Consider the following 14,817-nt stretch of genomic DNA (forward strand, 5'->3'; position numbering starts at 1 on the left):
ATCGTCAGGCACTTATACGAAAAATCCCCCGAGGCTAACGCCCCGGGGGATTTTTTTTGGCATTTTTTTTAATTTTAGAGATACATTTGCGAGATACACAAAGTCTTAAAGCCGCTTATGAAGCGGCTTTAAGCATGCTGTTATAGGTCTCTGCGATGCTGGCATTGACCACCGGCCCAGGTTTCATAAATAGCTCGATCATCGGCCAGCATCATCAAGGCAAAAAGCCGCTCCCCAAGCGTTGTGCAATGGCTTACTCGTCGAGACAGTAATGGTGTCGCCCGAGTGTCGATGACGATGAAGTCGGCCTCCAGAGTAGGAGCCAGACGCCCAATATAGCTGTCCAGAGAGAGAGCTTTAGCGTTACCCAACGTTAAGCCATAAAATCCTTGCCATGCGGTAAGTGGTTGCCCGCCTAGTTGGCCCACCTGGTAGGCAGCTTTGAGCGTTGCAAAGCCTGATAGATCCGTTCCTGCGCCGATGTCACTGGCAAATGTAAATGCCATACCTGTTTGGTCGGCTGCTTCTCGGTCAAATAAACCGCTGCCAAGGAAAAGGTTGGAGCTAGGGCAAAAAGCAACGTTAGCGCCTCTATCCGCTAAGCGTTGACGCATGCCGTTAGTCAGATGAATGCCGTGTGCAAAAGTACTGCGAGGGCCTACTAAGCCTGCCTCTTCATAAACTGCTAGGTAGTCACGGCTGCCTGGGAAAAGTTCAGCTACCCAATCTAGTTCACCGCTATTTTCGGCTAAGTGTGTTTGTAGCCAAAGGCTTGAATCATTGCGTAGAAGAGCGCCGGCAGCATCCATTTGTGTCTTGGTCGATGTCGGCGCAAAACGTGGTGTTACGCTGTATCCCAACCGGCCATTGCCGTGCCAATCTTCAATGAGGCGCTCGCTATCTGCAATGCCAGATGCGCCGTCCATCAGCGCCTCTGGGCCATTGCGATCCATCAGCACCTTGCCAACGAGCATACGCAGCTGTCGTTTTTGGCAGGCTGTGAAAAAGGCATCTACCGAGCCAGGATGGCTAGAGCCAAAGACTTGGGCTGATGTTGTACCTGCTCGCAGCATTTCATCTAAAAACGCATTAGATAAAGCTTCAGCATGCGCATGATTGGCAAAGCGACACTCTTCCGGAAATGTGTAATCGTTTAGCCAGTCCAGTAGCTGTCGACCATATGATGCCATAATGTCGAGCTGGACATAGTGCACATGGGTGTCAATAAACCCAGGCATGATTAATTTATCGCGATAGTCCAGCACATGGCTACCCTCTGGCAGCGAGGGTGCTATCTCCGAAAAATGTCCTACGGCATGAATATGCTGGCCTTTTAACCAAAGTAATCCATCGCCATAGTGCTCGAGGCTACCCGGTTGTGGTGTGTCGCCGTCTCCAGGATCGCGTGCAAAGCTAATCAATTCGGCGCGAATAAGCGTATCGGTAGAGGAAATCATATCAACTCGTGGTAGTAGAGGATTCGTCAAATAGTGCTCGCAGCGCCTGAGGATCGAGGCCACGAGTGTCCTGTGGGGCAGGCGTGTCAGCCAGCCAGAGCAGCTCAGTGATCACAGTCAAAGCAATCGCATAGGGCGTCTTATTGCTCAACTTTTTACCATGAAGACAGCCGATGGGGCTGCGTACCCGCTGAATTTGTTCAGCGGTGTAATCATCACGTTGAAGGCGCCCACGGAAGCTTGCCCATTTGCTTTCAGAGCCAATTAACCCAATGGAACCTAGGTCATCTCGCTGAATAAGCGCTGCAATCAGTGCGTAATCTTCATCATGTTTATGCGTGAGTACCAGCGCATGTGCGCATGACGGCAGTTCGGCCACGCATTGCTGAGCATCATGTAGCGCTTGATAGGTCAGGCGAGGGTGACGTTGTGTGTTTTCACAAATATTATCAAAGGCATCACTGCGGCTGTCGTACCAATATAACTGCCAAGGTAAGGGGGCGCTTAGCTTAACGATTTCACGGCCAACATGGCCTGCACCAAACACGGCAAGCATTGCTGATGACCCTGAAAAGACTTCTAACAGTATGTTGACGGAACCGCCGCAGCACTGGCCGCTGCGTCCGCCTAATGAAAAGGCTTCTAAGCTGAGTCCGTAACACTGTTCTGCCAAGCGCGCACGTGCGGCAGCAATGGTTTGCCACTCAAACGTACCGCCGCCTAGCGTATCGAAGATAGCATCTTCGGTAATGATCATTCGAGCGCCAGGCTCACGGGGAGTCGATCCTGCACTGGTGATCTGGGTCGCGAGAACATGTGGTGTGCCTGTGCGCTGAAAGTAATCAAGCGCCGCATGCCATGTGTTGGCGATTTGTAGAGTCACAGCGCTTTCTTCCTAATCAAATTTGCCGCGAGCATGACGCGTTCAGGGGTTGCTGGAGTATCTAAATGAGGCGATAACTGGTAGTCCGTTAAGCTAGAAAGCGCATCACGCAGCGCCGACCATACACAAATACCCAGCATAAAAGGGGGCTCACCGACGGCTTTGGAACGATAAAGGCTTGCCATGGAGTTAGGGTGGCCTTCCAGCAGGGCAACGTTAAAAACAGCGGGTAGGTCGCCAAAGGTAGGGATTTTATAGGTCGCAGGGCCATCTGTAACGAGCACACCTTTGTCGTTCCATTTTAGCTCTTCACTGGTTAGCCAGCCCATCCCTTGTATAAAGCCACCCTCTACTTGCCCCATATCAATAGCTGGATTCAGTGCTTCGCCCACGTCATGCAAAATGTCGACACGATCGACCTGATACTCGCCGCTGAGCGTATCCACGCTGACTTCGGCTACCGCCGCGCCAAACGCATAGTAGTAAAAGGGGCGACCCTGGCCGACTGAGCGATCATAGTGAATCAGCGGAGTGGCATAGAAGCCTTTTTCTGATAGTGAAATGCGATGGAGATAAGCCGTTTGAATCAGTTCACCCCATGGAATGCTGCGCTTACTTTCCCCGAAACCCGCGATCAGCATACCATCTGCCAGGCGCATGCCTTCACGGTCTAGTCCCTCAGAAAAGTGCTCGGTCGCAAAGTCAAAAAGGCGTTCACGCAGCTTGCTCGCCGCATCGCGTGCCGCCATGCCATTCAAATCAGCGCCGCTAGACGCAGCGGTGGGTGAGGTGTTGGGTACCTTGTCGGTACGTGTTGCGCTAATGCGCACATTGTCTAAATCAAGGCCCAGTTCCCGGGCGACCACTTGGCAGATTTTAGTATGCAGTCCCTGGCCCATTTCGGTGCCGCCATGATTAATCATGACGCTACCGTCGGTGTATACGTGTAGTAGTGCACCGGCCTGGTTGAGGTGCTGCGCAGTGAATGAAATGCCAAACTTAACCGGAGTGAGCGCGAGGCCCTTTTTAATCACTGGGCTATTAACATTAAATGCGCTAATCGCTTTTCGGCGTGCCCAGTAGTCGCTGTCTTTTTCCAGCGTCTCGACCAGCGTATGCAAAAGCTGCTGCTGGTCGACTTGCTGGCCATAGTGGGTAACGTCACGACCTTTACGATAAAAATTGCGCTTGCGGATTGTTAGAGGGTCTTCGCCCACTTGGCGAGCGATATCATCCATGGCTGCTTCAATGATCATCATGCCTTGGGGGCCACCAAAGCCTCGAAACGCCGTGTTGGACGCCGTATGTGTTTTGGCGCGGTGTCCGGTTACTTTCACATCGCCAAGCGAGTAGGCATTGTCAGCATGAAACATCGCACGATCAACGATAGCGTCGGAAAGATCCGGTGAATACCCGCAGTCGCCAATAACGGTAATTTCACCGCCTTGGATAACCCCTTGCGCGTCAATCGCAAGCTTATAGCGATTATGGAAGGGGTGGCGTTTTCCCGTGGCGTGCATATCCTCGCGACGGGGCAGCCGTAAGCGAGTTGCTTTGCCAGTACGACGGGCGATGATGGCGGCAATGCAAGCCCATGGTGATGCCTGGGTTTCTTTTCCTCCAAAGCCCCCACCCATGCGGCGAACTTCGACCGTTACCGCATGAAAGGGAATGCCAAGCACTTCCGCAACGAGCTTTTGTGTTTCACTCGGGTGCTGGTTAGAGGTCTGGACAATCACGCCCTCATCTTCGGTTGGCAGCACAACGCAAGCTTGCCCTTCCAAATAAAAGTGCTCTTGCCCGCCGATGAACAGGTTGCCTTCGATGAGTTGCTCGGCATGATGTAAGGCTTGCTGCCAGTCCCCGCGCTCTTGTACGTGGGTTGGACGCACAAATTCTTCGCGCTCGGTAGCCTCGACCGGATCGAGACGGGCAGGTTGTTCGTCAATATCAATCTTTGCGAGGATTACCGCTCGTCGGGCTGCTTGTAGTGACGTCGCTGCAACGGCAAACAGGCATTGGCCTGCGTAGCTAATGTTGGTATCAACAAAAATGGGGTCGCCAGGAAACACTGGCCCTATGTCAGTATGGCCAGGTACGTCGTGGAAGGTAATGACATCAATAACGCCTGCCGCTTGCTTCACTGCGTCGAGATTTAGCTTGGTCAAAGTGCCGTGCGCAATGGGGGACAAACCAAGAGCAATATGCAGCGCATCGGCAGGCGTTTTTAAGTCGTCGATATACGCCGCTTTTCCAGTCACGTGCTTCTCGGCACTTTCATGATAGCTAGCGTTGCCCGCTTGGCGTGAGCCCGTGTTGTCAAAGGCATGGTTCTCAATGGTATGGCGGGCTAGCGGACCCGACCCTTGAATGTGGTCATGCAGTTCGCGGCGGGCGCGGCTGCTATCGCCATCCAGTTTAGTGAGCGTACGCATGGAGCATGACCTTCTGGTTGGGCGCTGAAAGCGTCAGGTAGAGCCGTTCCAGCAGGTTGGCAGCGGCCTGTTGACGGTAATGTTCGCTGCCGCGCACATCTCCCATCGGTTGAAAGTCGCTGGCGAGGGCTTGCTGGGCCGCTCTAAAGCCGTCTGGTGAAAGCGTTTGACCTTCTAATGCCGCTTCGCTGTTCAAGGCTCTCTTGGGCGTTGCGGCCATACCGCCAAAGGCAATGCGCACATCTCGCATAACGTCCTGTTCCAAGCGGTAGCTAAAAGCGCCAAGTACTGCAGATATATCATCTTCGCGGCGTTTGGATAGCTTCCACACCCGTAGTTGTTGGTTTTTAGCAGGTTGGGGAATGAAAATGCGAGAGATAATTTCATCTGTGGCTAATGCGGTTTTTTTATAGTCGAGAAAGAAATTCTCTAACGACAGACAGCGATGCCTTTTTGTACTGGCGAGCTCTACCTGGGCGCCTAATACCAGCAACACTGGCGGTGTATCGCCGATGGGCGAGGCATTAGCAATGTTGCCACCGAGGGTTCCTCGGTTGCGAATCTGCTCAGAACCCAGCCGGTGTAGAAGATGAGCAAAGGCGGGGAAGTACTCTTTAAATAACGGATAAAGTCTGGAATAAGTGACCCCTGCGCCTATCCACCAGCCGGGCTGGCCCTCAAACGTTGTCTCTTCAATGATGAGAAGCTCGCTAACCCGGGAAATATCGATTAATTGATTAAGAGTTGCCAATCGTTGAGTGGTTTCCAGCCACAGATCGGTGCCACCCGCCACAAGACGTGCGTCAGGTGCTCGATGCCGTAGTTGTGTTAGTTCGACAAGAGACTCTGGCTGGGCAAAAAAAGAAGCGTTACCTTCTGAATCTATTGATAGCGTTTCACCTTTTTCTACAGGCAGCGCCGCGTCAAACCATTGGGGACGCTCATAGGATATGTCATTCATACATAACGCCGCATCGCGGATAGGGCGATAGCCTGTACAGCGGCACAAATTGCCACCCAGCGTTGCTTCAAGGCGCTCTTGAGATAGTCCTTGAGATAGTGCTTGAGATAGTTCTTGAAATAGCTCTTGAGATCGTCCTTGTGCTCGCTCAGATGCTCGCGGAGCAGAGCGTTGGCAAATATCGTCATGCAGGGTAAAAAGAGACATGACAATGCCCGGCGTACAAAAACCACATTGGCTGCCATGGCACTCAATCATTGCTTGTTGCGCTGGGTGTAGGTGCTTCTCTTTCGTCAACCCTTCAACGGTCACTAAATGCCGCCCCTGTAGTTGATGGGCTGGTGTAATACATGCATTAGCGCTACTAAACGTTTGCGTTCCCGTCGTTGATTCACCGATCGCTACGGTACAGGCACCACAATCGCCCGATGCACAGCCTTCTTTAGTGCCTGTTTGAGCCAAATGCTCGCGTAATAAGGTTAAAATACTCGTATCGGGTGAAACGTCACACCGCTGAAGGGTGCCATTGAGTAGGAACGCAATCGTTGCCATGACAAACTCCACTGTGATCGTATAGACCAGGATTGTGCTGACCGATCGGTCAATATGTATTGAGCTTGGGATAAAACATCTCACCTTGCAAGTGTTTGCTCACCGCACCACCTTGGGGCAGGCTGGTGTAAGATGTGACGTTTAAGTGCAGCCAATAACCCTGCCGAACAATGTGTTCCAGGTACGTTAGGCAATCATTTAAGGAACACGTTTGATGACCGCTGTATCTACCAGCTATGAAACTCCGAGTCGTGAAAAAATAGAGGCCAGTATTCTTACTGCCGCTGAGCTGGTCTTTTCTCAACACGGCTTTCGTGGCGCGAGTTTGCAAGTAATTGCTGATCAAGCCGGGCTTCCTAAAGCGAATGTCTTGTACTACATGGGAAGTAAGCAGGCACTTTATATGCGATTGCTTGACCGCATGATGCGCCGCTGGAACGAAGTCCTTGAAGACATTACTCCGGATAGTGATCCATCAACGGTACTCACTGACTTTATTCGTACAAAAATGATACTTGGCCAGCGCTATCCAGCGGGATCAAAATTATTTGCGGCGGAAATTTTAGCGGGCGCGCCTTTTCTAAGTGATTATTTAGCCGGCGAGTTACGCGATTGGGTCGAGGCGCGCGCTGCTATCATTCGTCAGTGGTCTGCGCAGGGTAAAATGGATGCTGTGGATCCCCGGTGGTTAATTTTCTTAATCTGGTCAGCTACTCAGCACTACACTGAATATAGCGCCCAAGTTAGCGGCGTTCTAGGGCGAGATGCATTGACACCAGAGGACCTTGAGTCTATTTCCTGCTTTCTTGAGCACGTTATCTTAAAAGGGTGCGGCGTTATACAGGCCGGCTCTGGCGCCTCTTTGATGGATAAGTGAACCTATCATGAGCGCCTTACCTATTGATCAGCATCTAGATTCTATTAAAACTGTTTTAGCCTCCAGTAATAGGCTAATGCTGATTGCTCAGCCGGGAGCGGGCAAAACAACGCGCGTTCCATTGATGCTACTAACTGCTGAGTGGGCGAAAGGTCAGAAGTTGCTTTTGTTAGAGCCGCGCCGTGTTGCCGCTCGTTTAGCCGCTAGCTTTATGTCTCAGCAGCTGGGTGAGCCGGTTGGGCAAACGGTAGGCTATCGCATGCGTGGCGACAGCTGTGTTAGCGCGCAAACTCGTTTAGAGGTAGTGACTCAAGGCGTGCTCACTCGAATGCTCCAGGATGATCCGCTGCTTGAAGGCGTTGCTGGCATCATCTTTGATGAATTTCATGAGCGCAGCGTCGATGCCGATGTTGGGCTGGCGCTGGCATTGGATGTTCAAGCCAGCATTCGTGACGATTTACGCCTGCTGGTGATGTCGGCAACGCTGGATGTTAATGCTCTTAAGCGAATTCTGGGTGATCAGGTTCCTGTCATAGAGTGTCAAGGTCGCCAGTATCCCGTAGTAACCGCTTATCGTCCTGGGCTGAGCGGTGAGAGTGATGCCAATCATACGCTGCGTGTGGTCAACGAAGCGCTTGCAATGCCAGGCACGCAAGATGTGCTGGTGATTTTGCCCGGCGTGGCGGAGATCAGTCGCGTCGTTGCCGCTCTGAACAGCGCTATGCCTCATATGGCGGTACGGCCGCTGCACGGAAGGATGAGTATTGCTGAGCAGCAGGCGGCCTTGGCGCCGAGTGCATCGCAGCAGCGCATTATTGTTTCGACTGCTATTACTGAATCGAGTATTACCGTCGATGGAATGAACGTCGTCATCGACGGTGGCTTAGAGCGGGTACCTCTTTTTCATCCACGAAGCGGATTAACCCGACTCACGACGCGGCGCATTAACCGAGCGAGCGCTGATCAGCGCAGGGGGCGGGCTGGGCGGCAGCGTGAAGGGGCGTGTTTTCGGCTTTGGGCTCAAGAGCAGACGCTGACGCCATACGGTGAGCCGGAAATTCAGCAGGCGGATCTTTCAGCCGTTGTGCTTGAGCTGGCCTGTTGGGGAGTCTCGTCGCCAGAGGATTTGCGTTGGGTCACATCGCCGCCAAAAGGCGCTTGGTCTAGTGGTCAGGCGCTGCTGATGCAGCTAGGCGTATTAGATCAATATCATAAGCTAACGCCGCTAGGTGCCCGTTGTGCCAAGTGGCCGGTAGCTCCTCGGTTAGCCGCAATGCTAGAGCGTGCCGGTGATTTAAAAGCGCTGCCGCTGGCCTGTGGCCTTGCAGCGCTATTGGAGGGGCGTGAAACAGCGCAGAGTTCTCTGACCGATGAATTAGCACAGCGGCTTCGCCACCCGAAGCGCTTCCCAAACTGGCAGCGTGAGGTGCTACGGCTGGCTAAAAAAGCAGGCGTACGCATTAGCGATACGGTGCTAGAGCCCCTAGGGCCTCTTCTAGCGCTGGCCTATCCTGAGCGCATTGGCCAACAGCTAAGTCCTGGCCAATTTCGACTCGCCAATGGCAAAACGGCCACGCTGTCATTAAGTAATGCCTTGGCGCATCAGGCATATATAGTGGCGATCGCGATCAATAGCGCGGCAAATGGTCCGGTGCGGATAGTAACCGGCGAGTCGTTGGCGCTAGCGTCACTGTGCTCCCTATATCCTGGCATTAGCCAGTGGCAGTCACGCGTGGAATGGTCGCAAGAGCAGGGCCGCTTAGTTGGTGAGGAAGTGCAGGCGCACGGTAGCCTTGTGATTGCCCGGCGGCCTCTAGCCCGCTTGCCCGAAGAGGCCGTGAAACAAGCGCTGTTGGGCGCGCTTCGACAGCAGCCCGGGTGGTTGCTAGGCGATCAGCTGCAGCAGCTGCGTGGGAGGATGTCACTACTGAGCGACAATATTGGAGCAGCGTGGCCGGATTGGTCGGAGGAGGCACTACTGGCATCGCTAGAAAACTGGCTGGCTCCCTACTTGATCGGTATAAATCGGCTGAGTCAAATTGAAAAACTTCCGCTAGGGCGCTATTTGCTCAATACATTGACGTGGGAGCAGCAGCTTGAGTTTGAACAGCTAGCGCCGTTAGCACTCGATGTGCCCAGTGGTAAACATATTGGTTTGGATTATGCGCCTTGCCTTTCACAGCGCCCGCCAGTACTGGCTTTAAAGTTGCAAGAAGCGTTTGGTTGGCGGATAACGCCGACGGTGGCGAATGGAGCCGTTGCAGTGATGATTCATTTGCTTTCGCCTGCGCGTAGGCCAGTGCAAGTCACCCAGGATTTAATCAGCTTCTGGCAAAATGGTTATCCAGATGTACGCAAGGAAATGCGCGGGCGATATCCCAAACACCCATGGCCTGAAGACCCGCTAGCGGCACTTGCGACGTCGTATACTAAAAAACGAGGTCAGCCGTGAGCAGACCTCATTTATATTAGCCAAACTATATTTATTCACTGCATATTTATTCACTGCGGGTGTCAGGGATTTCATCGGGAATGCGATAGCGTACGCCATCAGCTTGTTGCTCTTCATAGCGTTGATTTTCATCATCGGGTACCACACCAATGACGGTTTTCTTTGAGCCATCCGGCCAAGTATAAGTAGTGCAACCTGCCAACAATAAAAGCGGTGCAAGAGCTAAGCCGCTCTTAATACGCAGGGTAGGGCGACGCTTGATCATAAGGCACTCCATCGGGTGGCGCGATTCGTATAAGTTAGCGTCGATTATTACATATTTGAAGCTATAGATTGGCACCTGTCTGCATATAAATGCACAGATTCCTTCCCTGATCTGCAGATTATCCGCCTTGTTTGACTGTGATGCTGGCAGTCGGACATTCTGGCGTAGCGTAAGGGTTTTTATAAGCCTGTCTGTGGCCTGCCGGTGAGACTTATGGTGCCGTTAATATTCATCATTATATGCTATTAGCTTATTGGGGGTATAAGGGTGTACAATTTTCGTCAAGAAATTTACACGCTTAATGAGAGGTTTTATGAGCTCAACGGGGGCGTTAATTTTATTTGTGATGGCGCTTGCTGTCGTTATCGGTCTGTGCCTGTATGCATGGCGCTTGCGCAAAGAGGTTGGTCGCAGAGAAGCGTATCGACGCGATGAAGATAGCCGTGCGCTTCAGAACAGCTTAGAAAATCTCGACTATGTGGCGAGTGCATTAGTTCAGCAGCAAGTCGATATCACTGAGGGTGCATGGCGTTGTAAGGTACTACTAGAGATTGTTGACTCTAGCTTGGCTGAAAGGCCGGCATTTCAAGCGTTTAGTGAGCACTTTAATCGCACGCGACATTTGAACACTCACTCGGCTCGTCAGCAGCTGACAGCCCGTGAACGTATGCAAGAAGATAAAGAAAGATTAGCAGCAGAAGATGATATGCGAGAAGCAGTAGTGGCGGCGGCTAAAGCTGTATTAGAATGGCGGGCCAAAGGTGCAGATGTATTGCATTGAGATTATATTAAGAAGTATCAGTTTTGTGCGGCATGAGCCGCCAAAAGGCATCGCAAACTTTTTAGTGCCCATTGTGGCAATTTTGCTATGCTGAATGATGTCGGTATTGGCAAGAAGTTGATATCTTGGCATTGTTGCCTTCTTGCGCTTAAGCGTTAATGATAGGCACACCGTTTCGTTATGATTGAGTGCGCTGTACTTAGTAATGCGAAACAGGCGAAAAATGGATGCTCTCGCAAATAAGAAGCATTGGATAGATTTGGTCACTTAAGACCATTTCAGCATTGGATCAAGAAGGAGTTTTACATGAAAAAATCAACGACTGGCTTGCTAATCGGTTCCGCACTGGTAGTGGGTCTATCTGGCTGTGCCAGCTCGGCCTCTCAGTCTTCCGGCCAATCAAGCGCTAGCAGTGACAGCAGCTGGTACAACCACCCGTTTGTTTGCGGTTTGGCAGGCAGTGTTATCGCTGGCAGCATTGGCTATGCAGTTAGCGGCGATTCTGACGAAGAAAGTGGTGCCGCTACAGGCGCTGTTGTTGGTGGCGCTATTGGTGGTCTGCTGTGTGCTGATCGTACGCCTGAGCCTGTCGCTCCTCAGTGCCCTAGCTTCGGTGAAGTGCCTGCTGGCGTTGCAGTTGACGCACAGGGCTGCCCGCTAGATTCTGATGGTGATGGCGTGCCTGATTTCCGTGATCAGTGCCCAGGCACACCTGCTGGCGTAGAAGTTAACGCAAGCGGTTGCCCGCTTGATTCCGACAACGACGGTGTGCCTGACTACCGTGACCAGTGCCCGAACACCCCAGCAGGCGTAGAAGTTAATGCGCTGGGTTGCCCGGACAGCGTTGTACTCCAAGACGTTAACTTTGAATTCGACTCTGCAGAGTTGACTTCTAATGCACGTAACGTACTTAACGGTGTTGCTGAGCGTCTAGTAAACAACACCGACGTACGTGTAAGCATCGAAGGCCACACAGATTCTCGCGGCCCTGATGCGTACAACAAAAACTTGTCACAAGAACGTGCTGAGTCTGTTGCGCGCTACCTAGCTAGCCGCGGCGTAGCTTCTAACCGCATGCAGTCTGTAGGTTTCGGTGAAGAGCAGCCAGTAGCCTCTAATGAAACTGAAGAAGGTCGCTTCCAGAACCGTCGCGTAGAATTGGACGAGTGGAAGTAATCACACCTATTTTTGCTGGTTTTGCTAATCGTAGATAGCGATTAGTCAGCAAGAGTTTGGTAAAGAAGCGGGAGGCCTTGGCCTCCCGTTTTTATTTTGAGGCAGCGCTCAGTCTGCTAGGCTGGCCGCTGTTTATATTGTTAAGCTAAGTGCCTCCCAAGACCATTGATAGCGATATGTGATCCTTGGTATGGATCACCACTGCGCTCAAGGAACCTGAATGCCTATTGTGACCCTGCCTGATGGCAGTCAAAAAACGTTTGAAGCGCCGCTAACCATTATGCAGCTTGCAGAATCCATTGGCCCTGGTTTGGCTAAGGCCTGCATTGCTGGAAAGATTGATGGTGTGCTGGTCGATGCTGCTGATTTGATTGAGCAAGATGCCCGCGTTTCTATTATTACTGCGCGGGATGATGAAGGCGTAGAAATAATCCGCCACTCCTGTGCTCACTTGATTGGTCATGCGGTTAAACAGATGTACCCGGCCGCCAAAATGGCCATTGGGCCGGTCATTGATGACGGTTTTTACTACGATATTGAGTTTGGTCAATCCATCACGCCAGATGACCTAGAAGCTATCGAAGCGCGCATGCAGTCTCTGATTGAGCGCGAGTACGATGTGGTGCGCGAATACGTAGATCGCGATCAGGCTATGCAGACATTTGTACAGCGTGATGAACCCTATAAGCAGGATATTATCAGCGCTATTCCCGATGACGCCTCCATTCGCCTTTATCATCATGAAGAATATACCGACATGTGCCGCGGTCCGCACGTGCCGAATACTCGCCATTTAAAGGCCTTTAAGCTAACAAAGCTTGCGGGTGCCTATTGGCGCGGTGACTCTGATAACACCATGCTTACACGTATCTATGGCACTGCGTGGGGCGATAAAAAACAGCTTAAAGCGTACATTAAGCGCCTCGAAGAAGCCGAAAAGCGTGACCACCGCAAGCTAGCCCGTCGACTTGACCTCTTCCATATGCAAGAAGAAGCGCCGGGCATGGTGTTCTGGCACCCCAATGGGTGGGCGCTATGGCAGCAGGTCGAGCAGTATATGCGTAATGTCTATAAAGAAGGTGGTTATCAAGAAATTCGCTGTCCTCAGATTATGGATGTATCGCTTTGGAAGAAATCAGGCCATTGGGACAATTACGCAGACGGTATGTTTTTTACCGAGTCTGAAAAGCGTGAGTATGCTCTTAAGCCGATGAATTGTCCTGGCCACGTTCAGGTGTTTAATTCCGGCTTGCGTAGCTATCGTGAATTACCCGTTCGTTTTGGTGAATTTGGTGGGTGTCATCGCAACGAACCCTCAGGTGCTTTGCACGGCATTATGCGTGTACGGGCCTTTACTCAAGACGATGGCCATGTTTTTTGTACCGAGGCTCAGGTTGAGCCCGAAGTCACTAACTTTCATCGTCAGGCGCTCAAGGTATATAGCGATTTCGGTTTTGAAGATATCGCGATTAAGATTGCGCTTCGCCCAGAAAAGCGTATTGGTAGTGATGACGTTTGGGATCGTGCCGAAGATGCACTGCGTAGTGCGCTGAAAGCTTGCGATGTTGAGTGGCAAGAGCTACCGGGTGAGGGTGCCTTCTATGGCCCCAAGATTGAATACCATATGAAAGATTGCTTGGGTCGTGAGTGGCAGGTGGGTACCATGCAGGTTGACTTCATGATGCCCGAGCGCCTCGGTGCCCAGTATGTGACCGAAGAAGGGCAGCGGAAGTCGCCAGTCATGCTGCACCGTGCTATCGTAGGCTCCATGGAGCGTTTCATTGGCATCCTGATTGAACATTATGCGGGGGCTATGCCATTATGGCTGGCTCCACAGCAGGCTGTCGTCATGATTATTACCGATTCACAGCGTGAATATGCGTTAGAATTGGAGAAACGCCTGCAAAAAAGTGGCTTACGTGTAAAAGCGGACTTGAGGAACGAGAAGATCGGCTTTAAAATCCGTGAGCATACGTTACAGAAAGTTCCTTACCTCCTTGTGGTAGGAGATAAGGAAGTCGAAGCTGACTCAGTGGCCGTACGAACACGTAGCGGCGAAAATCTCGGTACAATGACGGTCGATGAGTTTATTGAGCGCCACACCGCCGAGAGAGCAGCCCTGGCGACATCGTCAATTGCCTAAGGAGACGGAGCGATCAAGCGAAGCAACCAGCGAGGGCGTCCAGCAGATAAACGCCCACCAATGAACGAGCGAATCGTTGAAGAAGAAGTACGTCTTATCGGTAGCGACGGTGAGCAGTTAGGCGTAGTGCCTACCACCGAAGCGTTAGAGCGTGCTGAATCCGAAAGCTTAGATCTCGTGCAAATTTCAAATGCCGATCCCATTGTCTGTAAGATAATGGATTACGGTAAGTTCGTTTTTGAGAGCAAGAAGCAGAAAGCGGCTCAAAAGAAGAAGCAAAAGCAAATCCAGGTTAAGGAAGTTAAATTCCGTCCTGGCACCGATGAAGGCGATTATCAGGTCAAGCTGAAAAACCTGACGCGCTTTCTTGAAGGTGGTGATAAGGGCAAAGTCACATTGCGCTTCCGTGGTCGTGAAATGGCGCACCAAGACATCGGGCGTAAGCTGATGGAAAGGATTGCGGCTGACCTGGAAGAGATCGGTTTGGTAGAGTCTTTCCCGAAAATGGAAGGGCGCCAGATGATCATGATTATTGCCCCGAAAAAGAAGTGATCCAACGGCGATGCCAACGGGCCACCGGTAACACGGTGGTCGGCCCTGGGTTTTCTAAAAAATATCGAGCGGAGTATTCCTCATGCCGAAAATCAAAAGCAACAGCGGCGCTGCGAAGCGCTTTAAAAAGACCGCTAATGGCTTTAAGCATAAGCAGTCTTTTCGTAGCCACATCTTGACCAAGAAATCGACTAAGCGTAAGCGTCAACTGCGTGGTATGAAGCAGATTCACGCATCCGACAAAGCGCTTATCCAGCGTATGCTGCCGAATTTATAATTCGGG

Annotated in this window: 12 protein-coding genes; 7 read left to right on the forward strand and 5 right to left on the reverse strand. The window is 51.7% G+C overall.

Annotation, left to right across the window (positions count from 1 at the left end; translation table 11 throughout):
• Nucleotides 1-140 precede the first annotated feature (140 nt).
• The 4 genes from guaD to xdhA are packed head-to-tail and all read right to left on the reverse strand — an operon-like array spanning nt 141 to nt 6,288.
• On the reverse strand, nt 141-1,457 hold the full coding sequence (gene guaD / locus ACT3TR_RS16975; RefSeq protein WP_444625904.1) for a guanine deaminase: 1,317 nt from the start codon (nt 1,455-1,457) through the stop codon (nt 141-143).
• Nucleotide 1,458: 1 nt separating this feature from the next.
• On the reverse strand, nt 1,459-2,340 hold the full coding sequence (gene xdhC, locus ACT3TR_RS16980) for a xanthine dehydrogenase accessory protein XdhC (protein ID WP_444625903.1): 882 nt from the start codon (nt 2,338-2,340) through the stop codon (nt 1,459-1,461).
• A complete protein-coding gene (xdhB, locus tag ACT3TR_RS16985; RefSeq protein WP_444625902.1) occupies nt 2,337-4,775 on the reverse strand; it encodes a xanthine dehydrogenase molybdopterin binding subunit in 2,439 nt (812 codons plus the stop codon). Before xdhB ends, xdhC begins: the two co-directional genes overlap by 4 nt.
• Entirely contained in the window at nt 4,759-6,288 is a 1,530-nt protein-coding gene (xdhA, locus tag ACT3TR_RS16990; protein ID WP_444625901.1) for a xanthine dehydrogenase small subunit, read from the reverse strand. Before xdhA ends, xdhB begins: the two co-directional genes overlap by 17 nt.
• Nucleotides 6,289-6,502: 214 nt before the next feature.
• On the opposite strand from xdhA, the gene ACT3TR_RS16995 reads away from it, so the two are divergent.
• Together ACT3TR_RS16995 and hrpB are read left to right on the forward strand one after the other, a co-directional pair.
• A complete protein-coding gene (locus ACT3TR_RS16995) occupies nt 6,503-7,165 on the forward strand; it encodes a TetR/AcrR family transcriptional regulator (protein ID WP_444625900.1) in 663 nt (220 codons plus the stop codon).
• 7 nt (nt 7,166-7,172) lie between these two features.
• Nucleotides 7,173-9,617 carry an ATP-dependent helicase HrpB gene (gene hrpB, locus ACT3TR_RS17000; RefSeq protein WP_444625899.1) on the forward strand — a complete coding sequence of 815 codons (2,445 nt, stop codon included), beginning with the start codon at nt 7,173-7,175 and terminating at the stop codon, nt 9,615-9,617.
• Between the two features lie 46 nt (nt 9,618-9,663).
• Here hrpB and ACT3TR_RS17005 read toward each other — a convergent pair whose 3' ends face one another.
• On the reverse strand, nt 9,664-9,882 hold the full coding sequence (locus ACT3TR_RS17005; protein WP_096279829.1) for a hypothetical protein: 219 nt from the start codon (nt 9,880-9,882) through the stop codon (nt 9,664-9,666).
• A gap of 313 nt (nt 9,883-10,195) precedes the next feature.
• Here ACT3TR_RS17005 and ACT3TR_RS17010 point away from each other — a divergent pair, with 313 nt between their 5' ends.
• The 5 genes from ACT3TR_RS17010 (at nt 10,196) to rpmI (ending at nt 14,811) form a co-directional block, all read left to right on the forward strand.
• Nucleotides 10,196-10,663, forward strand: a complete 468-nt coding sequence (locus tag ACT3TR_RS17010; protein ID WP_096279831.1) for a DUF2489 domain-containing protein — start codon at nt 10,196-10,198, stop codon at nt 10,661-10,663.
• 306 nt (nt 10,664-10,969) lie between these two features.
• Nucleotides 10,970-11,839, forward strand: coding sequence for an OmpA family protein (locus ACT3TR_RS17015; protein ID WP_096279833.1), 870 nt, complete (start codon nt 10,970-10,972; stop codon nt 11,837-11,839).
• A gap of 220 nt (nt 11,840-12,059) precedes the next feature.
• A complete protein-coding gene (gene thrS / locus ACT3TR_RS17020; protein WP_441685560.1) occupies nt 12,060-13,982 on the forward strand; it encodes a threonine--tRNA ligase in 1,923 nt (640 codons plus the stop codon).
• A 60-nt stretch (nt 13,983-14,042) separates the two neighbouring features.
• The gene (gene infC / locus ACT3TR_RS17025) at nt 14,043-14,534 is read left to right on the forward strand and encodes a translation initiation factor IF-3 (RefSeq protein WP_141393037.1); all 492 of its coding nucleotides are present in this window, start codon (nt 14,043-14,045) and stop codon (nt 14,532-14,534) included.
• 82 nt (nt 14,535-14,616) lie between these two features.
• A complete protein-coding gene (gene rpmI / locus ACT3TR_RS17030) occupies nt 14,617-14,811 on the forward strand; it encodes a 50S ribosomal protein L35 (RefSeq protein ID WP_009724291.1) in 195 nt (64 codons plus the stop codon).
• The last annotated feature ends 6 nt before the right edge of the window (nt 14,812-14,817 follow it).

It is taken from the genome of Halomonas sp. AOP12-B1-6 (genome assembly GCF_052379225.1).
Taxonomy (GTDB): Bacteria; Pseudomonadota; Gammaproteobacteria; order Pseudomonadales; family Halomonadaceae; genus Vreelandella; species Vreelandella casei.